The sequence below is a fragment of the Paraburkholderia sp. BR14374 genome (assembly GCF_040948685.1).
GTDB classification, from domain to species: domain Bacteria; phylum Pseudomonadota; class Gammaproteobacteria; order Burkholderiales; family Burkholderiaceae; genus Paraburkholderia; species Paraburkholderia youngii.
The window spans coordinates 86351-112184 of sequence record NZ_JBFPKF010000008.1 but is presented as its reverse complement, the minus strand read 5'-3'; the positions used below and the strand labels follow the sequence as shown (position 1 = coordinate 112184).

The window sequence follows — 25834 nt, the reverse complement described above, 5'->3', positions numbered from 1 at the left end:
ACGTTGGTGGAAGCGACTCGACTACCGCCGCCCCGTCGCGTCATCAGGCCATCGCGCTCAGTGCACGACGCGTTCGAACCGCAGCTCACCGTCGTCCACTTCGACCGGAATGACATCCTTCGGACCGAACTTGCCGGCCAGAATCAGCTTCGCGATCGGGTTCTCGATCTCCTGCTGGATCGCGCGCTTCAGCGGCCGCGCACCGAACAACGGGTCGTAGCCGACCTTGCCGATGTGCTCGAGCGCCGCGTCCGATACCACCAGCTGCATGTCGAGCTTCGCGAGCCGCTCGTGCAGACGCTGCAACTGGATCCGCGCGATCGACTGGATGTTCGAGCGATCGAGCGCATGGAACACCACGACGTCGTCGATCCGGTTCAGGAACTCGGGCCGGAAGTGCAGCTTCACCTCTTCCCACACCGCGTCCTTCACCGCTTCCTGCGGCTCGCCGACCATCGCCTGGATCACCTGCGAGCCGAGGTTCGAGGTCATCACGATCACCGTGTTCTTGAAGTCGACGGTGCGGCCCTGGCCATCGGTCATGCGGCCATCGTCGAGCACCTGCAGCAGCACGTTGAACACGTCCGGATGCGCCTTCTCGATTTCGTCGAGCAGGATCACGCTATACGGCTTGCGGCGCACGGCCTCGGTCAGATAGCCGCCCTCCTCGTAGCCGACGTATCCCGGCGGCGCGCCGATCAGACGCGCGACGCTGTGCTTCTCCATGAATTCGCTCATGTCGATACGGATCAGGTGATCTTCCGAATCGAACAGGAACGACGCCAACGCCTTGCAAAGCTCGGTCTTGCCGACGCCGGTCGGCCCCAGGAACAGGAACGAGCCGTACGGCCGGTTCGGGTCCGCCAGACCCGCCCGCGAGCGGCGGATCGCATCGGCGACCGCGCTGATCGCCTCGTCCTGGCCGACCACGCGCTCGTGCAGCTTCGACTCGATCTGCAGCAGCTTTTCGCGCTCGCCTTGCATCATGCGCGACACCGGAATACCGGTGGCCCGCGACACCACTTCGGCGATCTCTTCCGCGCCGACCTGCGTGCGCAACAGACGCGGACGCTTCGGACTGTTCTGCTCCTCGGCTTCGGCGCGCGTGACTTCCTTCAACTGCGCTTCGAGCCCCGGCAGCTTGCCGTACTGAAGTTCGGCGACCTTCTCGAGCTTGCCCTCGCGCTGCAGACGCACGATTTCCGCGCGCGTCTTCTCGATCTCTTCCTTCAACTGCGCGCTGCCCTGCACCGCTGCTTTTTCGGCGGTCCAGATTTCTTCGAGGTCCGAATATTCACGGTTCAGGCGTTCGATTTCCTCTTCGATCAGTTGCAGACGCTTCTGCGACGCTTCGTCCTTCTCCTTCTTCACCGCTTCGCGTTCGATCTTCAGCTGGATCAGACGACGGTCGAGCCGGTCCATCTCCTCCGGCTTCGAGTCGATTTCCATCTTGATCTTCGACGCGGCTTCGTCGATCAGGTCGATCGCCTTGTCCGGCAGGAAGCGGTCCGTGATGTAGCGATGCGACAGTTCCGCCGCCGCGACGATCGCCGGGTCGGTGATGTCGACGCCGTGGTGCAGCTCATAGCGCTCCTGAAGACCGCGCAGGATCGCGATGGTCGCCTCGACCGACGGTTCGTCCACCAGCACCTTCTGGAAACGGCGCTCGAGCGCGGCATCCTTCTCGATGTACTTGCGGTATTCGTCGAGCGTGGTCGCGCCGACGCAATGCAGTTCGCCGCGCGAGAGCGCCGGCTTCAGCATGTTGCCCGCGTCCATCGCGCCCTCGGCCTTGCCGGCACCGACCATCGTGTGAATCTCGTCGATGAAGACGATGGTTTGGCCTTCGTCCTTCGCGATGTCGTTGAGCACGGCCTTCAGGCGCTCTTCGAACTCGCCGCGATATTTCGCGCCCGCGAGCAGCGCGGCCATGTCGAGCGACAGCACGCGCTTATTCTTCAGCGTTTCCGGCACTTCGCCGTTGACGATGCGCTGCGCGAGTCCTTCGACGATCGCGGTCTTGCCAACGCCCGGCTCGCCGATCAGCACCGGGTTGTTCTTGGTGCGGCGCTGCAGGATCTGGATGGAACGGCGGATTTCGTCGTCGCGGCCGATCACCGGATCGAGCTTGCCGGCGCGGGCGCGCTCGGTCAGGTCGATCGTGTATTTCTTCAGCGCTTCGCGCTGGCTTTCGGCGTCCTGGCTATGCACCTGCGAGCCGCCGCGCACCGCGGCGATCGCGGTTTCGAGCGCCTTGCGCGACAAGCCGTGCTCGCGCGCGAGACGGCCCACGTCGCCCTTGTCGTCGGCGACCGCGAGCAGGAACATTTCGCTCGCGATGAACGTGTCGTTGAGCTTCTGCGCTTCCTTGTCGGCCTGGTTCAACAGACCGGTCAGTTCACGGCCGATCTGCACGTTGCCGTCAGTGCCTTGCACCTGGGGCAGCCGCGTGATCGCGTCGTTCAGTGCGGTCTGTAGAGGTTGTACATGCACGCCGGCGCGCGATAGCAGCGAGCGAGCGGAGCCGTCCTGCTGCGCGACGAGTGCCGCCAGCACGTGAACGGGTTCGATGTACTGATTGTCGTGGCCGACCGCCAGACTCTGGGCGTCAGCGAGTGCTTCCTGGAATTTAGTGGTGAGTTTGTCGATTCTCATCAAGAGACCTCCAATTTCGATTACCACCAAAATGAGGCGATTTATTAGGGTTTCAAGCGCTTTTTTGGCCTCGGTCGCAACTATTTAACATTTGAGCGCAAGAACTGCCGCGATCCTTCCCCGGTGAGGCGGCCGGACGGGTTTGCGCACCCTGGAGCCGCCCCGATGTGCTAGCTCTTGTGGCCCAACGTCGCCGAACTGCCGCCACGCGTGCCATCCGATGCCACCGGAATCGGCAGCGGCACCCTCTGAACGTTGAGTCCTAACCCGAGCAATGCCGCGAGCGCACCTTTCGGTTCTGCGACTTCGCCGATGGTAAAGCGATCGAGTTCGGCGAGAAAAGCGAGGTTCGCCGCCTGCAGCGCGCCGCGCAGCCGGCAGTGCGGCGTGATCACGCAAGGCCGCTGTTGGCCTTGCCGGTCCGGCAGACAGCCGACCAGCGCAAAGTCGCTTTCCGTGACCCGCACCACGTCGCCGACGGTCAGCGACAGCGATTGTGCGGCGAGCCGCAACCCGCCGTTGCGGCCGCGCACGGTTTCGACCCAGCCCAGTTCGCCCAGTTGCTGCACGACCTTCATCAGATGGTTCTTCGAGATGCCGTAAGCTTCCGAAATGTCCTGGATCGTCGATAATCCGTCGCCCCGCACCGCGAGGTACAGCAGTACGCGCAGTGCGTAATCCGTATAGTCGGTAAGTCTCATAAGTCCCGATATAGCTTTGAAAAGCTGCGAGCACGCGCATTGAACGTGCCCGATAACCGCGTCGACGCAAGGGTTGCGGTCGACCTGCGCCGCGCCCTAACATCATTGGCTGGCGGCGTCGTTCCTCGAATCGCGTTGCAAAACTGTGTTGGATAGCAATAGTAGCTTTTTCCGCATCAACCGTTTGTTAGAAAAACGGGGGGTTCGAAGTTCAGTCAACCGCCATCGGTAAACGTATTTTTCTGGAATCCGCATGAATCCATCTTTCCCCGCCGCGCCATTGGTCGAGCGCGCGGCCGAACCCACCGAGGCCAATATCCGCGAACTCGTCTACGGCTTTTACGATCGTGTGCGCGCCGATCCGCTGCTCGGTCCGGTCTTCGACGCGAAGCTCGAGGGCCGCTGGGACGACCATCTGCCGAAGATGTGCACGTTCTGGAACAGCCTCGTGCTCGGCGCGAAGCAGTATCGCGGCAACGTGCAGCAGGTGCATCAGCCGCTCGAAGGCATCGAGCCGCAGCACTTCAGCCGCTGGCTGTACCTGTTCCTGGATACGGTCGAATCGCGCTATCAACCGGCCGCGGCGATCCGTTTAATGGAGCCGGCGCTACGGATTGCGCAGAGCCTGCAGCTGAGCCGTTACGGCTGGGATTACAAGATTCCGGCGGAGCAGCAGGCGCTGCTCGAGCGGGTGGCGCCGAAGCGTCGGCCCCGCGATGCTGACGACGATGGCGAGCAGCCGTCGCGGCCGGTCGGGGAGCCGTTTCCGGTGCCGATCATCGGACGCTCACGGGACCAGTGAACGTCGGTCGGCGCCGACCCGCCTGACACAGACGCGCCGCGTGCGCCACCGCAGCGCCGTGGCCCACGGTTCGGCTACTCCGCCGTCTGGTTTCCCGATGCGATGCCCCAGCGCGCGAGCGCGGCATCGTCGGTCACGCGCGCGTCGACCCAGCGCTCGCCCGCGTCGGTTTTCTCTTTCTTCCAGAACGGCGCTTCGGTCTTCAGATAGTCCATCACGAATTCGCACGACGCAAACGCGTCACCGCGATGCGCGGCCGTCGTCGCCACGAGCACGATCTGATCGAGCGGATACAGCTTGCCGACACGATGCACGATCAGCACCTCGATGCCCGGCCAGCGTTCGCGCGCACGCTCGACGATCGCCTCGAGCGACTTCTCCGTCATGCCCGGATAGTGTTCGAGTTCCATCGTCTCGACCGCGCTGCCTTCGTTCAGGTCGCGCACGGTGCCGACGAAGCACGCGACCGCGCCGATCCTCGGATTGCGAGCGCGCAGCGCGGCCACCTCGGCGCTGAGGTCGAAGTCTTCGGTCTGGACGCGAACGGGCATGGGTGACTCCTGAGGGCTTTTGTCGCTGACGTGAACGTGATGATGGGCCCGAGCGCGGCTCAGCCGCCGGTGACGGGCGGAAAGAACGCGACCTCGCAGCCCTCGGTAATACGCGTGCTCGCGTCGGTCATCACGTGGTTGCAGGCCATGCGCAGCGCGCGGCCTTCGGCGAGCGTCTCGGCCCAGATGCCGCCACGCACGCGCAGCCACGCGCGCACGTCGCCGACGGTCGCGATGCCGTCGGGCACCTCGACGGTTTCGTCGGAGGTATTGAGCGCTTCACGTACGCTCGCAAAGTATCGGAGTTCAATCTTCATCGGGATACCGCCAGTTTGTGCCGCGCATGCCGCGCATGCCGCGGATAGCCGGCCTCAGTTCAGCAGTTCGGAAAACGGAATGAAGCGCACGGTTTCGCCGGCGCTGATCGCATGGTTCGGCGGATTGTCGATCAGGCCGTCGCTCCACACGGTCGACGTCAACACGGCCGAGCTCTGATTGGCAAACAGTTCGAGCCCGCCGGCCGCGTTGACGCGCGCGCGCAGGAATTCGTTGCGGCGATCCGCCTTGCCCTGCGTGAAGTCCGCGCGCAGCGACAGCGCGCGCGGCGCGACCGCCTGCACGCCGGCCAGCCGCAGCACGAACGGACGCACGAACAGAAGGAACGTGACGAAGCTCGACACCGGATTGCCCGGCAGGCCGATGAAAAACGTTTCGGCCGTGCCCGCCGCGCCACGGCGCACCGCGCCGAATGCGAGCGGCTTGCCCGGCTTCATTGCGATCTGCCACATCGACAGACGCCCTTCGGCCTCGACCGCCGGCTTCACATGATCCTCCTCGCCGACCGACACGCCGCCGCAGGTGAGAATCAGATCGTGCGCCTCAGCGGCCTCGCGCAGCGTTGCACGGGTCGCGTTGAGCTCATCGGCGACGATGCCGTAGTCGGTCACGTCACAGCCGAGCTTTTCGAGCAGTCCGCGCAGCGTGAAGCGATTCGAGTTGTAGATCGCGCCGGGCTTCAGCGGCTCGCCGGGCATCGTCAATTCGTCGCCGGTGAAAAACACGGCGACCTTCACGCGCCGGCGCACCTCGAGCTGCGCGCATCCGACCGACGCGGCAAGCCCCAACGCCTGCGGCGTGAGCCGCGTGCCGGCCGGCAGGATCACCGAGCCCGCGCGAATATCGGCGCCCTGCGCGGTGATCCACTCGCCCGCCTGCGGACGATGCACGATCGTCACCTCGTCGCCGGCCACCTCGGTCTGCTCCTGCATCACGACCGCGTCCGCGCCAGCGGGCACCGTCGCGCCGGTGAAGATGCGTGCCGCGCTATTGGGCGCGAGCGGCGCCGGCGCATGGCCGGCCGGAATCCGTTGCGAGACCGGCAGGCGGCTGCCGTGCGCGAGATCAGCGATACGGACTGCGTAGCCGTCCATCGCGCTCGTGTGCATCGGCGGCACGTCGAGCGGCGACGTGACGTCGGTGGCGAGCACGCGATTCAGCGCGTCGAGCGTCGGCAGCGTTTCGATACCGTCGATCGCTCGGGCGGCGTCGAGCAGGATCGCCAACGCATCGGCAGTGGCGAGCATCGGAGCGCGGGGCGTGGGTGTGGACATCTGGAGTGTCGAAGCCGCAGGTTAAAAGAACATTGTAGCGGCCGATGCCGTTAGCCTGGGCGGCCGGGCGTCATGGAGAGTTTTTTGTGATTTTCGCTGCGTGGCGGCGAGGGGTGCGGCCAGCGTTTTTTCGTAGTGCGGGCGTGGGCGTCGGGATGCCGCGTGAGCCGAAACAGCCCACACGGCCCGCTTGCCCTCGCCGGTCGCCCTTATTCGCCGGTATTCGCGACGATGAAGTCCTTCACCCGCTGCGCATCCGCCGGCACGACCTCGAAGCGCTGCGGCAGCGATTCGAGCCCCGAGAACGCCGCCGGCCGCTCCGGTTCGCGCAGCAGCGCTTCGCGGATCGTCTCGCCGAACTTGATGGGCTGCGCGGTCTCGAGCACGATCATCGGAATGCCCGCTTGCAAATGCTCGCGCGCGACCTTCACGCCGTCGGCCGTGTGCGTGTCGATCATCGTGTCGTAGCGCTGGAACACGTCGCGGATCGTCTCGACGCGGGTGTCGTGGTTGCTGCTGCCGGACACGAAACCGAACTCCCTCACGCGCGCGAAGTCGCCGCTCGCCGCGAGGTCGAAACCGCCCTTCTCCTCGACGTCGCGGAACAGTTGCAGCACACGCGCCGGATCGCGGCCGAGCAGGTCGTACACGAAACGCTCGAAGTTCGACGCCTTCGAGATGTCCATGCTCGGGCTGCTCGTGTGATACGTCTCGGCTGCCTTGCGTACGCGGTAGATACCGGTGCGGAAGAACTCGTCGAGCACGTCGTTTTCGTTGGTCGCGACGACGAGCTTTTCGATCGGCAGGCCCATCATGCGCGCGATGTGACCCGCGCAGACGTTGCCGAAGTTGCCAGACGGCACCGTGAACGACACGCGCTCGTCATTCGACTTCGTCGCGGCAAAGTAGCCCTTGAAGTAATAGACCACCTGCGCGACGACCCGCGCCCAGTTGATCGAATTGACCGTCCCGATCTTGTACTTCGCCTTGAACGCGTGATCGTTCGACACCGCCTTCACGATGTCCTGCGCGTCGTCGAACACGCCTTCCACCGCGAGGTTGAAGATGTTCGGGTCTTGCAGGCTGTACATCTGCGCGGTCTGGAACGCGCTCATCTTTTTGTGCGGCGACAGCATGAACACGCGGATGCCCTGCTTGCCGCGCATCGCGTATTCGGCGGCGCTGCCGGTATCGCCCGAGGTCGCGCCGAGAATGTTCAGCGTTTCGCCGTGCTTCGCGAGCGCGTACTCGAACAGGTTGCCGATCAGCTGCATCGCCATGTCCTTGAACGCGAGCGTCGGCCCGTTCGACAGTTCGAGCAGCGACAGCGGCGCGCCGTCTTCGACGCCGAGCGTCTTCAGCGGCGTGATCTGCGCGGCGCTTTCGTCGTCGCGCACGTTGCAGTAGGTCGCGGCCGTGTAGGTCTTGCGGGTCAGCCCGCGCAGATCGTCGGCGGGGATGTCGTCGCAGAACTTCGACAGGATCTCGAACGCGAGATCCGCATACGGCAGTGTGCGCCAGCGCGTGAGTTCATCAGCGGTGACGCGCGGATATTCGGCCGGCAGATACAGGCCGCCGTCTTTCGCGAGACCGCCGAGCAGGATGTCGGAGAAGGTATGGCGCTCGCCGGCTCCGGCGCCGCGCGTGGAGAGGTAGTTCATAGTTCGGCCTAGTTCAGCGCTTCCATGCGCAGCTTCGTGACTTGCGAGACGACGGTCTGCAGCGCCTCGATCGACTTGATCGCGGCGTTGACCTGCTTTTCGACCGTCTCATGCGTGATCAGCAGGATGTCGGTTTCGCCCTTGCCGTTCGCGTCGACGAGCTCCGATTCCTTCTGTAAGAGTGCGTCGATCGAAATGCCGCTGTCCGCCAGAATGCGCGTGATGTCGGCGAGCACGCCGGTCACGTCGGCGACGCGCAGGCGCAGGTAGTAGCCGCTCGTGACTTCTTCGATCGGCAGGATCGGCGTGTTCGACAGGCTGTCCGGCTGGAACGCCAGATGCGGCACGCGGTGCTCGGGGTCGGCCGTGTGCAGACGCGTCACGTCGACCAGATCGGCAACCACCGCGGACGCCGTCGGCTCTGCGCCTGCGCCCTTGCCGTAGTACAGCGTCGTGCCGACTGCGTCGCCGTGCACGACGACCGCGTTCATCGCGCCTTCCACGTTCGCGAGCAGGCGCTTTTCCGGAATCAGGGTGGGATGCACGCGCAGTTCGATGCCCTTGTCGGTGCGCCGCGTGATGCCGAGCAGCTTGATGCGATAGCCGAGTTCCTCGGCGTATTTGATGTCGATCGCGGCGAGCTTGCTGATGCCCTCGACGTACGCGCGGTCGAACTGCACCGGCACGCCGAACGCGATCGCGCTCATGATCGTCGCCTTGTGCGCGGCGTCGACGCCTTCGATGTCGAAGGTCGGGTCCGCTTCCGCGTAGCCGAGTTTCTGCGCGGCCTTCAGCGCGGTGGCGAAATCGAGCCCGCGGTCGCGCATCTCCGACAGGATGTAGTTCGTCGTACCGTTGATGATGCCGGCGATGTACTGGATACGGTTCGCCGTCAGGCCTTCGCGCAGCGCCTTGATGATCGGAATGCCGCCCGCCACCGCCGCTTCGAACGCGACCATCACGCCGTTCGCGCGCGCCGCCTCGAAAATCTCCGTGCCATGTACGGCGAGCAGCGCCTTGTTGGCGGTGACCACGTGCTTGCCGTTGTTGATCGCGCGCAGCACGAGGTCGCGCGCAATGCCGGTGCCGCCGATCATTTCCGCGACGATCGCGATCGACGGGTCGTCGACGACCGCGTTGAAGTCATCGGTCAGCGCCACGCTGCCGGCTTCGCCGCCGACCGCCGCGGTCGCCTTGGCCGGGTTGCGCACGGCGATACGCGCAATCTCGATACCGCGACCCGCGCGACGTTTGATTTCTTCCTGATTGCGGCGCAGTACCGTGAAGGTGCCGCTGCCTACCGTGCCGAAGCCCAGCAGTCCAACTTTGATCGGTTCCATGCAGCGTGTGTTTCTAATAGAGGTTTGAAAAGGGTGTCTGGGGTGGCACGAGCGGCGCGCCTGATGCGCCGCGTCACGCGCCACATCGTACGCGAGGCCGGCTCAGGCTGTGTGACGCTTGCGGTAGCCATCGAGGAAGCGCGCGATCCGGTTGATCGAATCGGCGAGGTCGTCGACGTTCGGCAGGAACACGACGCGGAAGTGATCCGGCGTCTTCCAGTTGAAGCCGGTGCCCTGCACGAGCAGCACGCGCTCTTCGAGCAGCAGGTCGAGGATGAACTGCTGGTCGTTCTGGATCGGATACACCTTCGGGTCGAGGCGCGGGAACATGTACAGCGCCGCTTCCGGTTTCACGCAGCTTACACCGGGGATCGCCGTGAGCATCTCATACGCGAGCTCGCGCTGCTTGTACAGGCGCCCGCTCGGCACGATCAGGTCGTTGATGCTCTGATAGCCGCCGAGCGCGGTCTGGATCGCATACTGGCCGGGCACGTTCGGGCACAGCCGCATCGATGCGAGGATGCCGAGCCCTTCCAGATAGTCTTTCGCGAGCCGGCGGTTCTCGCCGGTCAGGCCCGAAATGGCCATCCAGCCGGCGCGGTAGCCGCACGAGCGGTAGCTCTTCGACAGGCTGTTGAACGTAACGGTCAGCACGTCTTCGGACAGCGACGCCATCGACGTGTGCTTCTTGCCGTCGTAGATGATCTTGTCGTACACCTCGTCGGCGAAGATCACGAGGCCGTGCTGGCGCGCGATCTCGATCAGGCCGAGCAGCAGTTCGTCCGAATACAGCGCGCCGGTCGGGTTGTTCGGGTTGATCACGACGAGCGCGCGCGTGCTCGGCGTGATTTTCGCGCGGATGTCGTCGAGGTCGGGCATCCAGCTATTCGACTCGTCGCAGATGTAGTGCACCGGCGTGCCGCCCGCGAGGCTCACGCCGGCGGTCCACAGCGGGTAGTCGGGCGCGGGCAGCAGCACTTCGTCGCCGTCGTTGACGAGGCCCTGCAGCGCCATCACGATAAGCTCGGACGCGCCGTTGCCGATGTAGATGTCGTCGAGCTCGACGCCGTGCACGCCCTTTTGCTGCGTGTAGTGCATGATCGCCTTGCGCGCGGCGAACACGCCCTTCGAATCGGAGTAGCCCGACGAGCTGGGCAGGTTCAGAATCATGTCCTGAATGATTTCATCGGGTGCCTCGAAACCAAACGGCGCCAGATTGCCGATGTTCAGCTTGATGATGCGGTGGCCCTCTTCTTCGAGCCGCTTCGCGTGTTCGAGGACGGGCCCGCGAATGTCGTAGCAGACATTCAACAATTTGTTGGATTTGAGAATCGGTTTCACGGCGGGCACTTCATCCTGGTTGATGGCTGGGGCAAACCTTGGGCAAACGACGCCCGGCTGACGTCACCGGGCCGCTCGGATTCACCGATACGGGAATTCGGACGCGGCGGCGCCACCGAAGGCGGTCAACTGCGAAATGGGGTCGAACTGTCGAGCGGCCGCGGCTTTCCGGGTTCCGGCGCGGGGAAAACACGCAGCGAAAGCGGGCGATGCCAGCACAGGTAGCCGGTGGGCCACGCGGATGCGCCCAGCGCGGCTTGTGGCGGCACTTGAGCGAGGGGCGCCGCAAGGCGGCTAAAAAGTTATAATTTAGCGGATTTTGGCCGACTTCCGCAATGCACCACCCGCAACGGCAAGCCTTTTCGGCCTTCTCGTGTGTCACACGCGTCGAACCGCACGGCCTGTGCCACGTGCATCCAGGCCGGTAATACGCATGACGTCTCACGACGACTTCGGAAAACGAATTTGAAATTACATCAGGATTCCAGCGGCGCGCTGAATACCGTTACCGGCTACGGCGCCGACTACGTCGAAATCAATCTGGTGCGTCACGCGGGCAGTATTCTCGTGCTGCCGGGCGCGCCGGTCATTCCCTGGCCCGTCTCGTCGTTCGAGCAACTGAGCGCCGAGCATTTCGCGATGCTGGTCGACGCCGCGCCCGAAGTGGTCGTGTTCGGCAGCGGCGAGCGGCTGCGCTTTCCGCACCCGCGGCTGACCGCCGCGCTCACCGCGAAACGCATCGGCGTCGAAACGATGGACTTCAAGGCCGCCTGCCGCACCTACAACATTCTGATGGCCGAGGGCCGCAAGGTCGCGGCCGCGTTGCTGATCGAAGCCTGAGCGGGCCCGGCGCCACCGCATCCCGCGCGAGCCCGCGCCGGCGTCGGCCCCGTTCTGGCCCCCGCGCCGCGCCCGTGCGCGCGTCGTCGATAACAAGAAGGGTTGATATTTCATGAACGATACGCCGTCGAGGCTACCGCTCAACCGCACCGCAATCCTGTTGCTGGTGCTGGTTCTCGCCGTGATCTGGTTCGTGCCGCTCGGCTGGCGCCATCTGCTGCCGAGCGACGAAGGCCGCTACGCCGAAATGGCGCGCGAAATGTTCCTGACCGGCGACTGGATCACGCCGCGCTACAACGCCTACAAGTACTTCGAGAAGCCGCCGCTGCAAACCTGGGCGAACGCGCTGACGTTCGCGTGGTTCGGCATCGGCGAATGGCAGGCGCGCCTCTATACCGCGCTGACGGGCTTCGCCGGCGTGCTGCTGATCGGCTTCACCGGCGCGCGCGTGTTCAACGCGGCGACCGGCGTGTTCGCGGCGCTCGTGCTCGCCTGCGCGCCGTACTGGAACCTGATGGGCCACTTCAACACGCTCGACATGGGCCTGTCGTTCTGGATGACCCTCACGCTTTGCGCGCTGCTGCTCGCGCAGCGCCCGAACCTGCGCCTCCCGTGCGTGCGCGGCTGGATGTTGGTGTGCTGGGCGTCGATGGCGCTGGCGGTGCTCTCCAAAGGCCTCGTCGGGCTGATCCTGCCGGGCGCGGTGCTGGTGCTCTACACGCTGATCGCGCGCGACTGGGCGCTGTGGAAGCGGCTTCACCTGGTGAGCGGCCTGATCGTCTTTTTCGCGATCGTCGCGCCGTGGTTCGTCCTCGTGCAGCAGCGCAATCCGGAATTCCTGAACTTCTTCTTCGTCGTCCAGCAGTTCAAGCGCTATCTGACGCCCGAGCAGAATCGCCCCGGCGCGTTCTACTACTTCGTGCCGGTGCTGCTGGTGGGCTTCCTGCCGTGGCTGTCGGTAACCGTGCAAAGCGTGCGCCACGCGTGGCGTCAGCCGCGCCAGCCGAACGGCTTCGCGCCGGTCACGCTGATGCTCACGTGGATCGTCTTCATCTTCCTGTTCTTCAGCGCGTCGCACTCGAAGCTGCTGTCCTACACGCTGCCGATCGCGCCGCCGATCGCGATGTTGATCGGCATGTACCTGCCGCTCGTCACGCGCGAGCAGCTGCGCCGGCATCTGGCGGGCTACGCGCTGTTTTTCGTGGTCGCCGCGTTTGCCGCGCTGTTCCTGCCGCGCCTCGGCTCCCAGCGTAATCCGGCCGCGCTGTACGCCGAATTCCGCGTGTGGGTGCTCGCCGGGCTGGGCGTGGCTTTCGTGCTCACGCTGGTCGCGTTGTGGCTGAACCGCCGCGGCGAGGATGGTGTGGGCGCCAACGCGCGGGTCGGCCTCGGCAGCCTTGCCGCGTTCGGCGCGGGCTGGCTGCTGCTCGCCACGATCGCGGGCACCGGCCACGACGTGTTCGGACGCCTGAGCTCCGGCGCGCCGCTCGCTCCCGCGATCAAGGCAAAACTCGCGCAGCTGCCGCCCGACACGCCGTTCTACTCGGTCGGCGTGCTCGACCACACGCTGCCGTTCTACATCGGCCACACGATGATCATGGTCGCGCACCCGGACGAGCTCGCGTTCGGCGTGTCCGTCGAGCCGCAAAAATGGGTGCCGACGGAACAAGCGTGGATCGAACGCTGGAAGGCCGATCGCTACGCGCTCGCGCTGATCCCGCCGCCGACCTACGAGCGCCTCGTCAAGCAAGGCGTGCCGATGCAGGTGATCGCGCGCGATCCGCGTCGCGTGGTGGTGATGAAGCCGCTCGCCGACGGGGCTCCCGCCGCCGCTGCCCCCGCCACCACGCCCGCGACAAAGCCCTAATCCTCTCGAGAACCAGACCGTTCGATGAACCCGATTTCCCTCTTCTGCATCCTCGCCGGCGTCACGCTGAACGCCGGCGCGCAGCTGCTGCTCAAGGCCGGCACGAATGCCGTTGGACACTTCGAATTCACCCGTGCGAACATCCTGCCCATCGGCTTCAAGCTGGCAACCCAGCCGCCGATCATCGGCGGGCTCGCCTGCTACGTGATCAGCGTGGCGGTATGGATCATCGGGCTCTCGCGTGTGGACGTGTCGATCGCGTATCCGATGCTGTCGCTTGGCTACGTGGTCAACGCGATCGCCGCGTGGTATCTGTTCGGCGAAGTGATGTCGGTGCAGAAGCTGGTCGGCATCGGCATCATTCTGGTCGGCGTGGTCGTGCTCGCGCGCAGCTAGCCGCCGGGCCTCGCGCAGGAACCCGCGCGGCACACGAGCCGCCTAAGCCTGACGTAAGGTAGGGCGCGGTAAGCTGCACGGTTGCGTTTTTTCCGCCGCGGCCTTGGGTTTGCGCGTAGTTTGTGGTTTACTTCGCGCCCGTCGGGCCGCGCCCCTTTCAATCGAGCGATGCATTCATGAGCCAGTCACAAGTCCCGTTTTTGCCGTTTGTCAAACCCGAGATCGACGAGGAAACGATCCAGGGCGTCGCCGACGTGCTGCGTTCCGGCTGGATCACCACCGGCCCGCAGAACCAGAAGTTCGAGGCCGCGCTGTCCGAGTTCTGCGGCGGCCGCCCGGTGCGCACGTTCAATTCCGGCACGGCGACGCTCGAAATCGGCCTGCGCATCGCCGGCGTCGGTCCCGGCGACGAAGTCATCACGACGCCGGCCACCTGGGTGTCGACCTGCAACGTGATCCTCGAAACCGGCGCGACGCCGGTATTCGCCGACATCGACCCGGTCACGCGCAACATCGATCTGGATCTGCTCGAAAAAGCCATCACGCCGCGCACCAAGGCACTGTTGCCGGTGTTCCTGTCCGGCCTGCCGGTCGACATGGACCGTCTGTACGCGATCGCCCGCGAGCACAAGCTGCGCGTGATCGAAGACGCCGCCCAGGCGTTCGGCTCGACCTGGAACGGCGAGCGCATCGGCAAGCTCGGCGACATCGTGTCGTTCAGCTTCCACGCGAACAAGAACCTGACCTCGGTCGAAGGCGGCGCGCTCGTGCTGAACAACGAGGAAGAAGCGGTGCTCGCTCAAAAATACCGGCTGCAGGGCATCACGCGCACCGGCTTCGACGGCATGGACTGCGACGTGCTCGGCGGCAAGTACAACCTGACCGACGTCGCCGCGCGCGTCGGCCTCGGCCAGCTGCCGCATCTGGAGCGCTTCATCGCACAGCGCAAGAAGCTCGTGCGCGCGTACTTCGCGCAGCTCGAAGGCGGCGCGGCCGTGAAGCTCGGCGTCGGCCTGCCCGTCGCGGACTTCCAAAACAGCAACTGGCACATGTTCCAGATCACGCTGCCGCTCGAAAAGCTGTCGATCGACCGCGCCGGCTTCATGAGCGAACTGAAGGAGCGCGGCATCGGCTCGGGCGTGCACTACCCTGCGCTGCACCTGTTTTCCCTGTACCGCGCGCGCGGCTTCAAGGAAGGCATGTTCCCGCACGCCGAACGCTTCGGCGCCACCACCGTCACGCTGCCGCTCTTCACCCTGATGAACGAAGGCGACGTCGAGCGCGTGTGCCGCGCGGTCAACGAAATTTGCGAACACTACGGAAAGTAAGCGGACATGACTTATTCGGAACATCGCGCCGTCGCACCGGAAGTGTCGATCATCATTCCGGTGTACAACGAGGAAGCCGGACTGGCCGCGCTGTTCGCGCGCCTCTATCCGGCGCTCGATGCGCTCGGCACCGGTTATGAAGTGATCTTCATCAACGACGGCAGCCGCGACAAATCCGCGGCGCTGCTCGCCGGGCAGTTCCGCGCGCGGCCCGACACGACGCGCGTGATCCTGCTGAACGGCAACTACGGCCAGCACATGGCAATTCTCGCGGGCTTCGAGCAGTCGCGCGGCGAGATCGTGATCACGCTCGACGCCGACCTGCAGAATCCGCCCGAGGAAATCGGCAAGCTCGTCGCAAAGATGCGCGAGGGCTTCGACTACGTGGGCACGATCCGTCGGCAGCGTCAGGACAGCCTGTGGCGCCGCAAGGCGTCGCGCGCGATGAATCATCTGCGCGAGCGCATCACGCGCATCAAGATGACCGACCAGGGCTGCATGCTGCGCGCGTACAGCCGTCACATCATCGATACGATCAACCGCTGCGGCGAAATCAACACGTTCATCCCCGCGCTCGCGTACACGTTCGCGCAGAATCCAGTGGAAGTCGAGGTCGCGCACGAAGAACGCTTCGCCGGTGAATCGAAGTACTCGCTGTACTCGCTGATCCGTCTGAATTTCGACCTCGTCACCGGCTTCTCGGTGGTGCCGTTGCAATGGCTGTCGTTCATCGGCGTGATCCTGTCGCTAGGCTCCGCGGCGCTGTTCGTCCTGCTGCTGATTCGGCGCTTCATCATCGGCGCGGAAGTTCAAGGTGTGTTCACGCTGTTCGCTATCACCTTCTTCCTGCTCGGCGTGATCATCTTCGCGCTCGGCCTGCTCGGTGAATACATCGGCCGGATCTATCAGCAGGTGCGAGCGCGGCCGCGTTATCTGGTGCAGACCATTCTCGAAGAACGCGACGGCGGCGCCGTCGCCGAAACGCCGCGTCAGACCGTCGCGCAAGGCGTGCAGCCGGTGCCGGTCGCCGATCAGGGGCACCAGCCATGAAGCCGCGCGCCGTCGTATTCGCGTATCACAACGTCGGCGTGCGCTGCCTGCAGGTGCTGCTCGCGCGCGGCGTCGACGTCGCGCTCGTCGTCACGCACGAAGACAACCCGAGCGAGAACATCTGGTTCGGCAGCGTGGCATCGGTGGCGGCCGAGCACGGCATTGCCGTCGTCACGCCGGCCGATCCGAAGAGCCCGGAACTGCGCGCCGCGGTGAGCGCCGCGCGGCCGGACTTCATCTTCTCGTTCTACTACCGCCACATGCTGCCGCCCGATCTGCTCGCGATCGCCGCGCGGGGCGCTTACAACATGCACGGCTCGCTGCTGCCGAAGTATCGCGGCCGCGTGCCGACCAACTGGGCGGTGCTCAACGGCGAGAGCGAAACCGGCGCGACGCTGCACGAAATGGCCGCGAAACCCGACGCCGGCGCGATCATTGCGCAAACACCGGTGCCGATCCTCCCCGACGACACCGCCGCGCAGGTCTTCGACAAGGTCACGGTCGCCGCGGAGCAAACGCTCTGGCGCGTGCTGCCGGCGCTGCTCGCAGGCGAGGCGCCGCATCTGCCGAACGATCTCGCGCACGGCAGCTACTACGGCGGCCGCAAACCGGAAGACGGCCGCATCGACTGGAGCCGGTCCGCGCAGCAGGTCTACAACCTGATCCGCGCGGTCGCACCGCCGTATCCGGGCGCTTTCACGGATCTGAACGGCCATCGTTTCATCGTCGCACGCGCGCGTCTGGCCGTGCCCGGCGCGCTCCGCTCGGATTTGCCCCCGGGCCTGCACGTAAGCGATAATGCCGTTTTCGCAATTTGCGGCGACGGCCGCGCAATCAACATCCGCGAATTGCGGCACCAGCACGATGGCGGCGAGACTGCCGTCAGTCCGGCGAAATTCGCCCAGCTCATCCAATCTCATTCATGAAAAAAGTCCTGATTCTGGGTGTGAATGGCTTTATCGGCCATCACCTGTCCAAACGCATTCTCGAAACGACCGACTGGGAAGTTTTCGGGATGGACATGCAGACCGAACGTCTCGGCGACCTCGTCAATCATGAGCGGATGCACTTCTTCGAAGGCGACATCACGATCAACAAGGAGTGGGTCGAATATCACATCAAGAAGTGCGATGTGATCCTGCCGCTCGTCGCGATCGCCACGCCCGCAACCTATGTGAAGCAGCCGCTGCGCGTGTTCGAACTCGACTTCGAGGCGAACCTGCCGATCGTGCGTTCGGCCGTCAAGTACGGCAAGCACCTCGTGTTTCCGTCGACCTCCGAGGTCTACGGCATGTGCACGGACGAGCAGTTCGATCCGGAAGAATCGCAGCTGTCGTACGGCCCGATCAACAAGCCGCGCTGGATCTACGCGTGCTCGAAGCAGCTGATGGACCGCGTGATCTGGGGTTACGGCATGGAAGGCCTGAATTTCACGCTGTTCCGTCCGTTCAACTGGATCGGCCCGGGCCTCGACTCGATCTACACGCCGAAGGAAGGTAGCTCGCGCGTGGTCACGCAGTTCCTCGGCCACATCGTGCGTGGCGAGAACATCAGCCTCGTCGACGGCGGCGCGCAAAAGCGCGCTTTCACGGATATCGACGACGGCATCAGCGCGCTGATGAAGATCATCGAGAACAAGAACGGCGTCGCCACCGGCAAGATCTACAACATCGGCAATCCGACCAACAACTTCTCGGTGCGCGAGCTCGCGCACAAGATGCTGGCACTTGCGGCCGAATTCCCCGAATACGCGGACTCGGCCAAGAAAGTGCAACTGGTCGAAACGTCGTCGGGCGCGTACTACGGCAACGGCTATCAGGACGTGCAGAACCGCGTGCCGAAGATCGACAACACGAAGCAGGAACTCGGCTGGGCACCCACGTCGACTTTCGACGAAGCGCTGCGCAAGATTTTCGAAGCGTATCGCGGCCACGTCGCGGACGCCCGCGCACTCGTCGAACAGCAATAAGGGCGCATCCTTGGCTCGCATCGTCCTGAAGATCGACGTCGACACGCTGCGCGGCACCCGCGAAGGCGTGCCGAATCTCGCGCGCATCTTCGACCGTTTCAAGGCGCGCGCCACCTTCCTGTTCAGCCTCGGGCCGGACCACACCGGTTGGGCGATGCGCCGCGTGCTGCGGCCGGGTTTTCTGAAGAAGGTGTCGCGCACGTCGGTGGTCGAGCATTACGGCGTCAAACAGCTGATGTACGGCGTGCTGCTGCCCGGTCCGGACATCGGCGCGAAGGCGGCGGCCGAGATGCGCGCGATCCACGAAGCCGGCTTCGAGTGCGGCATCCATACCTGGGATCACGTGTACTGGCAGGACAACGTGCGCGCCAAAGATCGCGCGTGGACCGCCGCGCAAATGCAGCAGAGCCACGCGCGCTTCATCGAGGTATTCGGCACGCCGCCCGTCACGCACGGCGCGGCGGGCTGGCAGATGAACGGCCACGCGTTCGAGCAGATCGACGCGTGGGGCATGCACTACGCGTCTGATGGTCGCGGCCACTCGCCTTATCTGCCGGTGGTCGACGGCAAGACGCTCAAGCACGTGCAGATGCCGACCACGCTGCCGACGCTCGACGAAGTGCTGGGTGTCGATGGTGTCGACACGCACAACGTCGCCGCGTGGATGCTGAAACAAACCGAAAAAAATCCGCACGACCAGGTGTTCACGCTGCACGCGGAACTCGAAGGACAGAAGCTCGCGCCGGTATTCGAACAACTGCTGGAAGGCTGGCGCGCGCAGGGCCACACGTTCGCCACGATGGGCGATTACTACGCCACGCTAGACCGCGACACGCTGCCATCGTACCCTGTTACGTGGGGTGAGATTCCGGGGCGCTCCGGCGAACTGATCGTCCAGCCCTGAAGGGCCGCGGCGCGGTGCGAAAGTCGTCGTCGGTAAGCACGCCGCTTGCTGCCTGCCCCTTCGCCGCGTGGCCTGCCGATCTGGCAGCGCAAGGCAACCGCATGGCCGCACGCCGACCGAATCCCCGAACAACAACAACCTCGACGACAGACCGGCCGACGCCGCGGCACCTAGCGACGCCGGCCCCAACCACCGGAGAACCTCGTGTCCATCGCAGTCGACCAACCCATCCCCGACTTCACCGCCGCCGCGACGGGCGGCGAAATCACGCTGTCAAAGCTGCGGGGCAAGAAGGTGGTGCTGTATTTCTATCCGAAGGACAACACGCCGGGCTGCACGACCGAAGGTCTGCAGTTCCGCGATCTGTATCCGAAGTTCAAGAAGGCCGGCGCGGAAGTGATCGGCGTGTCGCGCGACAGCTTGCGTTCGCATGACAACTTCAAGGCCAAGCTCGAACTACCCTTCCCGCTGATTTCCGATCCGGAAGAAACCGTCTGCGCGCTCTTCTCCGTCATCAAAATGAAGAAAATGTATGGCAAAGAGGTACGGGGAATCGAGCGCTCCACGTTCCTCATCGACGCCGCTGGCGTGCTGCGCCAGGAGTGGCGCGGCGTCAAGGTGCCAGGTCACGTCGACGAAATTCTGGAGGCTGTACAAGCGCTTTGATGCGCGTTATATTGGGCCGCAATGAGTGCCTGCCCACCCCATATTTTTCTCCGCTGCGCCAGCTCTGACGGCCGCTTGACCGGGTCCACCGGTGCCGTTCCGAGCGTGAGGCGCAATGCGAGCATCATCGTCGAGCCGCTAGCCCCGAATGCCGGGGCGGCGGCTTTTTTAATTGCGCGCGACCGCTCGTTCACTGGTTCGCGCGCTTCCGTCAAGGAGCCTATCGAAGACCAGGCGAACCGGCATCTCTAGACCGAATGCGCGCCTCCTCGCGCAGACTGGGTGTTCCATGAGGACATCGTCAGAATGCGACGGGCGGCGCACGATATGCGACCCGATCATTTCGAGGGAAACCATGCCTTTGCCTACTCCCCCCAGCAAGCTCGGCAATCTTTTGTCGCCTGACGAATACAAGGCCAAAGCCGTCGCGCCCGCGCGCTCCACTGCGAAAAAACAGGCGCGTGAAGGGGAATCCGCAGAGTCGGCCGATTACGGCCGCGCCAATGTTGCCACCCCGATGGCGCACGCCGCCAACGCCGCCACCACGTTGTGGCCCGTGCCCGCCGTCGAATCGCCGCCCGCCGCGCAACCCGCGCCGGCGCGTGGCCGCAAGACCAAACAGACCGCCGCGCTGTTGCAGCCGGTTCCATCCGGGCGCTCGCAGCTCGGGGAAGACGAGGCCGCAACGCAGCCGGTCGTCGCACGCGCGAAGCACCCCACGGCCGAAACAGCCGCCGCACCCGCCGCGGCGACCCCGGCCGCCACCCGCAAGAAACGCGGCACCAGCGCCGCGCCAGTCGAAGTGCAGAAGCTTTTCGTGCTCGACACCAACGTGCTGATGCACGATCCGAGCTGCCTGTTCCGTTTCGAGGAGCACGACGTCTATCTGCCGATGATGACGTTGGAAGAGCTCGACAACCACAAGAAGGGGATGTCGGAAGTCGCGCGCAACGCGCGTCAGGTGAGCCGCACGCTCGACGCGCTCGTCGCGAACGCGGGCGACATCACCGGCGGCATTTCGCTCGCGCGGCTGGGCAGCCGCGAGGCATCCGGACGCCTGTTCTTCCAGACCCGGCTGACCGCGATCGAGCCCGTCGAAGGGCTGCCCGAAGGCAAGGCCGACAACCAGATCCTCGGCGTCGTGCGCGCGCTGCAGCGCGATCGCGCGGATCGCCAGGTCGTGCTGGTGTCGAAAGACATCAACATGCGCATCAAGGCGCATGCGCTCGGCCTGCCCGCCGAAGATTACTTCAACGACCAGGTGCTCGAGGACAGCGACCTGCTGTACACGGGCATCCGCGCGCTGCCGCAAGACTTCTGGACCCGGCACGCGAAGGGCATGGAAAGCTGGCAGGACACCAAAACCGGCACCACCTACTACCGTGTGACAGGTCCGCTGTGCGCTTCGATGCTGGTCAACGAGTTCGTTTATCTGGAGCCGCAAAACGGCGAGCCCGCGTTTCATGCGCTGGTGCGCGAGCTGAACGGCAAGACCGCGCTGCTGCAAACGCTGCGTGACTATGGCCACCACAAGAACAACGTGTGGGGCATCACGGCGCGCAATCGCGAGCAGAACTTCGCGCTGAACCTGCTGATGAATCCGGAAATCGACTTCGTCACGCTGCTCGGCCAGGCCGGCACCGGCAAGACGCTGGTCGCGCTCGCGGCGGGCCTCGCGCAGGTGCTCGACGACAAGCGCTACAACGAGATCATCGTGACGCGCGCGACGGTGCCGGTCGGTGAAGACATCGGCTTCCTGCCGGGCACTGAAGAGGAAAAGATGCAACCGTGGATGGGCGCGTTCGACGACAACCTCGAAGTGCTGCAAAAAACCGACGACGCCGCCGGCGAATGGGGCCGCGCCGCGACCCAGGAGCTGATCCGTTCGCGCCTGAAAATCAAGAGCATGAACTTCATGCGCGGCCGGACCTTCGTCGACAAGTATCTGATCATCGACGAGGCGCAGAACCTGACGCCGAAGCAGATGAAGACGCTCGTCACGCGCGCGGGTCCGGGCACGAAGATCATCTGCCTCGGCAACATCGCGCAGATCGACACGCCTTACCTGACCGAGGGCAGTTCCGGCCTGACCTATGTGGTCGATCGCTTCAAGGGCTGGGCGCACAGCGGACACGTGACGCTCGCGCGCGGCGAGCGCTCGCGCCTCGCTGACTACGCGTCGGAGATTCTCTAGGCGTTCGGAGGTCCCTTTCCGGCTTTTCATCGCAAGCCGCGTCCGGTTCGTTCCGGGCGCGGCTTTTTTATTGCGCCGACGTTCTCCGCAGGCAACACTTAGCGCACAAACTTCAAGTAATTTATCAACAATTCTTGCGGCAGCCTTGTTGGGCGGCTACCATCCCGACATCGTCAGTGAGTAAATGGGCGCTTACCGCCCGTGCCGTCTTCATGCGCCGACTCGCCCTATCGCTGCTGCCCGTCCTGCTGCTCGCCGCCTGCGCCGGCGCGCCGCAGAAGAGCTCGCGCGGGTCTGGCGGCACCGTCGTCGCGAACGGCGCCTATCACGCGCCGCCGCCCGGCTTCCCCAATTTCGTCGATCACAGCATCGGCCGCGAGGAAATCTCGATTCAGGCGATGAGCCTCGTCGGCGTGCCCTACCGCTGGGGCGGCAACACGCCCGACAGCGGCTTCGACTGCAGCGGGCTCGTGCGCTACGTGGTGCTGCGCGCGGCGTCGGTGAACCTGCCGCGCACGACTGCCGAGATGAGCGGGCGCGGCGAATCCGTCGAGCCCGAGGAAATCGCGCCCGGCGATCTGATCTTTTTCAATACGACGGGACGCGCGCATTCACACGTCGGCATCTACGTAGGCAAACTGCGCTTCGTCAACGCACCATCGACTGGCGGCACGGTGCGGCTCGACTATCTGACCAATCCCTACTGGGCGAAGCGTTTCGACGGCATCCGCCGGATGGCGGGACCGGCCGCGACGCCCGCGCCATTCGATACGCCGAGCTATCAGGCGGCGGCGCCGCAAACGGAGCGCGCTGCCGCGGGCGCCGCGGCGACGGTGGCGATTCGGCCAGCATCGACCTCTACCGGCGCGATCCCCGCGACCGGTGCAGGTGGCAGCACGCCCGTCGCGCAAACCGATCAATTCGAGCCGCCGCCGTCGGGCCTCAGCGACGCGCAACTGCAGGCGCGCTCGGCGGGCGCCGTGGCACCGCCGCTGGTCCCGGCGGCTCAGACACGCATGTACGAAAGCGGTGCTCCTTCACCCGCTCAACCGATGCAGACCGCCACGACTGCCCGCGTCCTCCCGCCAACCGCAACCGACGCGATCGACGCCGCCGCCGATGCATTCGAACCACCGCCGCCCGCTTCCATCGCGGAACGCCAGGCCCGTCGGGCACAGCCGACCGACGGCGCTGGCGCCGTCCAGCTGATGCGCGCGTCGACTGCTTCCCACGGCGCGCCCGCACCCACGCAAAGCAGCGACGACCCGATCGCCCGTTTCGCGAACGGCAACTTCTGAGGCCGTGATCTGCTATCGTCATCGATATTCTTTCGACGGCGGGTAACGACCATGGAACTCGGACTCAAAAATAAGGTGGTGCTCATTACCGGCGGCAGCAAAGGCATCGGTTTCGCATGCGCGCGGGCCTTCGCACAGGAAGGCGCGAAGGTCGCGATCGTGTCGCGCGACCCCGCCAACCTCGCGCGCGCCTACGAACAGCTGAAACAGGAAGGATTCCACGTGCATCGCACGCGTGCCGACCTGCACGAACCGCATAGTGCCGCCGATATCGTCGAAGAAGTCAGCGCCGCGGTAGGCCCGATCGACGTGCTGATCAATAGCGCCGGCGCCGCGCGCCGATACGACCCCGAGACACTCGATGCCGACGCATTCCGCGCGACGATGGAAGCGAAGTATTTCCCGTATATCTATCCGCAGCAGGAGGTGCTGCGCCGTATGGCCCAGCGCGCGAAGGCCAACGGCGGCGTCGAGCCGGGCACGATCGTCAATATCATCGGCATGGGCGGCAAGGTCGCGAGCGACATCCATATCGCGGGCGGCGCGGCCAACGCGGCGCTGATGCTCGCAACCGTCGGCCTCGCGCACTACTACGCGCGCTATGGCATCCGCATCAACGCGATCAATCCGGGTGCGACGCTGACCGAGCGGGTCGAGGAAGCGGTCCAGCTGGAGGCGGCGCAGCAAGGCATCGGCAACGACGAGGCGCTCGCGCGCGGCCAGGCCCGGATGCCGCTCGGCCGCTACGCAAAGCCTGAGGAAATCGCCGACGTGGCGCTGTTCCTCGCGAGCCGCCGTGCAAGCTATGTGACGGGCGCGATCATCCCGATGGACGGCGCAAACGCACCGCTGATCTGAACGGATCGAGCGACGCGACGGTCCTCAGGACGACGCAAGCGCGCTTTCAATCGAACTGCGTAGGGAAACCGATGCGATGCAACGGGCGGCATCAAGCCGAAGCCCGCGCGTGCTGTTTAGCCAGACTCAGCCAAATCGAGCAGCGCAGGCCTGCATCGCAAGGTGATTACAGGAAGTGGTGACCCAGCCACCATGCTCCGCCGGACAGCAGCGCGGACGCCGGGATGGTCAGAATCCACGCCCACACGATGTTGCCGGCGACGCCCCAGCGCACCGCGCTCAACTTCTGTGTCGCGCCGACCCCGACGATCGCGCCGGTGATCGTATGCGTGGTGGAGACGGGGATACCGAGCGCCGACGCGGTGAACAGCGTGAGCGCTCCGCCCGCCTCCGCACAGAAGCCGCCGACCGGCTTCAGCTTCGTGATTTTCTGCCCCATCGTGCGCACGATTCGCCAGCCGCCGAACAGCGTGCCAAGACCCATTGACAGATAGCAGCCGCCAATCACCCACAGCGGCGGCGCATTCGCCTTCATCGACGCAAAGCCGGTTGCGATCAGCAGCATCCAGATGATGCCGATGGTCTTCTGCGCGTCGTTGCCACCGTGACCAAGGCTGTACAGGCCAGCGGAGAGCAGTTGTAGACGGCGGAAGCGCCGGTCGACCTTGCTCGGCGGCGTGCGGAAGTACAGCCACGACACCAGCAGCATGAAGAACGAGCCGAGCACGAAGCCCAGCAGCGGCGAAACGAAGATGAACGCGACGGTCTTCATCAGACCGTCCCAGTTCAGCGCCCCCCAGCCCGACTTGGCGAGCGCCGCGCCCACGAGCCCGCCGATCAGCGCGTGCGACGAACTCGACGGAATGCCGTAGACCCAGGTGATCACGTTCCACGCGATCGCGCCGGCCAGCGCGCCGAAGATCACGTAGTGATCGACGATGTCCGGATCGATCGTGCCCTTGCCGACGGTTGCGGCCACCTTCAGGTGAAACACGAAATACGCGATGACGTTGAACGCCGCCGCGAACGCCACCGCCTGCTGCGGCTTCAGCACGCCGGTCGATACGACCGTGGCGATCGAATTCGCCGCGTCGTGAAAGCCGTTCATGAAGTCGAACACCAGCGCAATGGCAACCAGGCCGGTTACGACCCAGATAGCGAGTTGTATCGATTGCATTATGCGTTTTCCAGCACGATGCCTTCGATGATGTTCGCCACATCCTCACACTTGTCCGTGATCGTTTCGAGCAGCTCGTAGATCGCCTTCAGCTTGATCAGGACCTTGACGTCGTCTTCCTCGCGGAACAGCTTGGACATCGCCGCGCGCAGCACGCGGTCGGCTTCCGATTCGAGCCGGTCGATTTCCTCGCAGGCCTTCAGGATCTGGCGCGCCTGCTTCATGTCCGACAGCAGGCTGACCGCGAACTGCACGCGCTCGCAGGTCGCCGTGCAGATATGCGCGAGCTGGCTCGCCTCCGACGTGACCGCTTGCACGTCGTACAGCGAGATCGCGGTGGCGACGTCCTCCATCAGGTCGAGGATGTCGTCCATCGTCGTGATCAGCTTGTGGATCTCGTCACGGTCGAGCGGCGTGATGAAAGTCTTGTGCAGCAGGTCGATGGCTTCGTGCGTGAGCTTGTCGGCCGCTTTCTCGGCCTTTTGCACGTTTTGCTTGTGGATTTCGGCGTCCTGCAGATTGTCGATCAGGAGCTCGAGTTCGCGGCTTGCCGAGATGATGCACGTTGCGTGCGAATTGAAGATTTCAAAGAACTTGCCCTCGGTGGGCATGAATCGACCGAACAT

The 25834-nt window shown here is 64.7% G+C and carries 23 protein-coding genes; 13 read left to right on the top strand and 10 right to left on the bottom strand.

The window, feature by feature from the left end:
* Nucleotides 1-57 precede the first annotated feature (57 nt).
* Nucleotides 58-2655 carry an ATP-dependent chaperone ClpB gene (clpB, locus tag AB3X86_RS20230; protein ID WP_176108662.1) on the bottom strand — a complete coding sequence of 866 codons (2598 nt, stop codon included), beginning with the start codon at nucleotides 2653-2655 and terminating at the stop codon, nucleotides 58-60.
* 170 nt (nucleotides 2656-2825) lie between these two features.
* A complete protein-coding gene (locus AB3X86_RS20225) occupies nucleotides 2826-3356 on the bottom strand; it encodes an Rrf2 family transcriptional regulator (protein WP_368597369.1) in 531 nt (176 codons plus the stop codon).
* 253 nt (nucleotides 3357-3609) lie between these two features.
* Here AB3X86_RS20225 and AB3X86_RS20220 point away from each other — a divergent pair, with 253 nt between their 5' ends.
* A complete protein-coding gene (locus AB3X86_RS20220; protein WP_368597368.1) occupies nucleotides 3610-4158 on the top strand; it encodes a group III truncated hemoglobin in 549 nt (182 codons plus the stop codon).
* A 74-nt stretch (nucleotides 4159-4232) separates the two neighbouring features.
* Here the strand turns inward: AB3X86_RS20220 and moaE are convergent, their stop codons facing one another.
* The 6 genes from moaE to AB3X86_RS20190 form a co-directional block, all read right to left on the bottom strand.
* Entirely contained in the window at nucleotides 4233-4709 is a 477-nt protein-coding gene (moaE, locus tag AB3X86_RS20215) for a molybdopterin synthase catalytic subunit MoaE (RefSeq protein ID WP_368597367.1), read from the bottom strand.
* Nucleotides 4710-4768: 59 nt separating this feature from the next.
* A complete protein-coding gene (gene moaD, locus AB3X86_RS20210) occupies nucleotides 4769-5026 on the bottom strand; it encodes a molybdopterin converting factor subunit 1 (RefSeq protein WP_176108666.1) in 258 nt (85 codons plus the stop codon).
* Between the two features lie 54 nt (nucleotides 5027-5080).
* Nucleotides 5081-6292 (bottom strand): gephyrin-like molybdotransferase Glp, encoded by a 1212-nt coding sequence (glp, locus tag AB3X86_RS20205; protein ID WP_368597531.1) that lies wholly within the window; start codon nucleotides 6290-6292, stop codon nucleotides 5081-5083.
* Between the two features lie 236 nt (nucleotides 6293-6528).
* Nucleotides 6529-7980, bottom strand: a complete 1452-nt coding sequence (gene thrC / locus AB3X86_RS20200; protein ID WP_368597366.1) for a threonine synthase — start codon at nucleotides 7978-7980, stop codon at nucleotides 6529-6531.
* A gap of 8 nt (nucleotides 7981-7988) precedes the next feature.
* A complete protein-coding gene (locus AB3X86_RS20195; RefSeq protein WP_368597365.1) occupies nucleotides 7989-9320 on the bottom strand; it encodes a homoserine dehydrogenase in 1332 nt (443 codons plus the stop codon).
* Between the two features lie 102 nt (nucleotides 9321-9422).
* Nucleotides 9423-10670, bottom strand: a complete 1248-nt coding sequence (locus AB3X86_RS20190) for a pyridoxal phosphate-dependent aminotransferase (RefSeq protein WP_368597364.1) — start codon at nucleotides 10668-10670, stop codon at nucleotides 9423-9425.
* Nucleotides 10671-11126: 456 nt separating this feature from the next.
* Here AB3X86_RS20190 and AB3X86_RS20185 point away from each other — a divergent pair, with 456 nt between their 5' ends.
* From AB3X86_RS20185 to AB3X86_RS20130, 12 genes are all read left to right on the top strand, one after another.
* Nucleotides 11127-11501: an Mth938-like domain-containing protein gene (locus tag AB3X86_RS20185; RefSeq protein ID WP_368597363.1), complete on the top strand. Its 375-nt coding sequence runs from the start codon at nucleotides 11127-11129 to the stop codon at nucleotides 11499-11501.
* A gap of 112 nt (nucleotides 11502-11613) precedes the next feature.
* Nucleotides 11614-13368, top strand: coding sequence for a glycosyltransferase family 39 protein (locus tag AB3X86_RS20180; protein WP_368597362.1), 1755 nt, complete (start codon nucleotides 11614-11616; stop codon nucleotides 13366-13368).
* Between the two features lie 24 nt (nucleotides 13369-13392).
* Nucleotides 13393-13764, top strand: a complete 372-nt coding sequence (locus AB3X86_RS20175) for an SMR family transporter (RefSeq protein ID WP_013089326.1) — start codon at nucleotides 13393-13395, stop codon at nucleotides 13762-13764.
* 176 nt (nucleotides 13765-13940) lie between these two features.
* Nucleotides 13941-15092 (top strand): DegT/DnrJ/EryC1/StrS family aminotransferase, encoded by a 1152-nt coding sequence (locus tag AB3X86_RS20170; RefSeq protein ID WP_368597361.1) that lies wholly within the window; start codon nucleotides 13941-13943, stop codon nucleotides 15090-15092.
* 6 nt (nucleotides 15093-15098) lie between these two features.
* Complete coding sequence (locus AB3X86_RS20165) at nucleotides 15099-16142, top strand: glycosyltransferase (RefSeq protein ID WP_368597360.1); 1044 nt, start codon at nucleotides 15099-15101, stop codon at nucleotides 16140-16142.
* Nucleotides 16139-17068 (top strand): formyltransferase, encoded by a 930-nt coding sequence (locus AB3X86_RS20160; RefSeq protein WP_368597359.1) that lies wholly within the window; start codon nucleotides 16139-16141, stop codon nucleotides 17066-17068. Before AB3X86_RS20165 ends, AB3X86_RS20160 begins: the two co-directional genes overlap by 4 nt.
* On the top strand, nucleotides 17065-18111 hold the full coding sequence (locus AB3X86_RS20155; RefSeq protein WP_176108676.1) for a bifunctional UDP-4-keto-pentose/UDP-xylose synthase: 1047 nt from the start codon (nucleotides 17065-17067) through the stop codon (nucleotides 18109-18111). The genes AB3X86_RS20160 and AB3X86_RS20155 overlap by 4 nt, the downstream gene beginning before the upstream one ends.
* Nucleotides 18112-18121: 10 nt before the next feature.
* On the top strand, nucleotides 18122-19015 hold the full coding sequence (locus tag AB3X86_RS20150; RefSeq protein WP_368597358.1) for a polysaccharide deacetylase family protein: 894 nt from the start codon (nucleotides 18122-18124) through the stop codon (nucleotides 19013-19015).
* A gap of 204 nt (nucleotides 19016-19219) precedes the next feature.
* Nucleotides 19220-19681 (top strand): peroxiredoxin, encoded by a 462-nt coding sequence (locus AB3X86_RS20145; RefSeq protein ID WP_176377882.1) that lies wholly within the window; start codon nucleotides 19220-19222, stop codon nucleotides 19679-19681.
* 355 nt (nucleotides 19682-20036) lie between these two features.
* Nucleotides 20037-21875 carry a PhoH family protein gene (locus AB3X86_RS20140; RefSeq protein WP_368597357.1) on the top strand — a complete coding sequence of 613 codons (1839 nt, stop codon included), beginning with the start codon at nucleotides 20037-20039 and terminating at the stop codon, nucleotides 21873-21875.
* Nucleotides 21876-22087: 212 nt separating this feature from the next.
* A complete protein-coding gene (locus AB3X86_RS20135) occupies nucleotides 22088-23173 on the top strand; it encodes an NlpC/P60 family protein (RefSeq protein WP_368597356.1) in 1086 nt (361 codons plus the stop codon).
* A gap of 51 nt (nucleotides 23174-23224) precedes the next feature.
* Complete coding sequence (locus AB3X86_RS20130; protein WP_368597355.1) at nucleotides 23225-24031, top strand: SDR family NAD(P)-dependent oxidoreductase; 807 nt, start codon at nucleotides 23225-23227, stop codon at nucleotides 24029-24031.
* Nucleotides 24032-24197: 166 nt separating this feature from the next.
* Here AB3X86_RS20130 and AB3X86_RS20125 read toward each other — a convergent pair whose 3' ends face one another.
* Both AB3X86_RS20125 and AB3X86_RS20120 read right to left on the bottom strand, forming a co-directional pair.
* The gene (locus tag AB3X86_RS20125) at nucleotides 24198-25208 is read right to left on the bottom strand and encodes an inorganic phosphate transporter (RefSeq protein WP_176377886.1); all 1011 of its coding nucleotides are present in this window, start codon (nucleotides 25206-25208) and stop codon (nucleotides 24198-24200) included.
* Nucleotides 25208-25834, bottom strand: coding sequence for a DUF47 domain-containing protein (locus AB3X86_RS20120; RefSeq protein ID WP_013089315.1), 627 nt, complete (start codon nucleotides 25832-25834; stop codon nucleotides 25208-25210). Before AB3X86_RS20120 ends, AB3X86_RS20125 begins: the two co-directional genes overlap by 1 nt.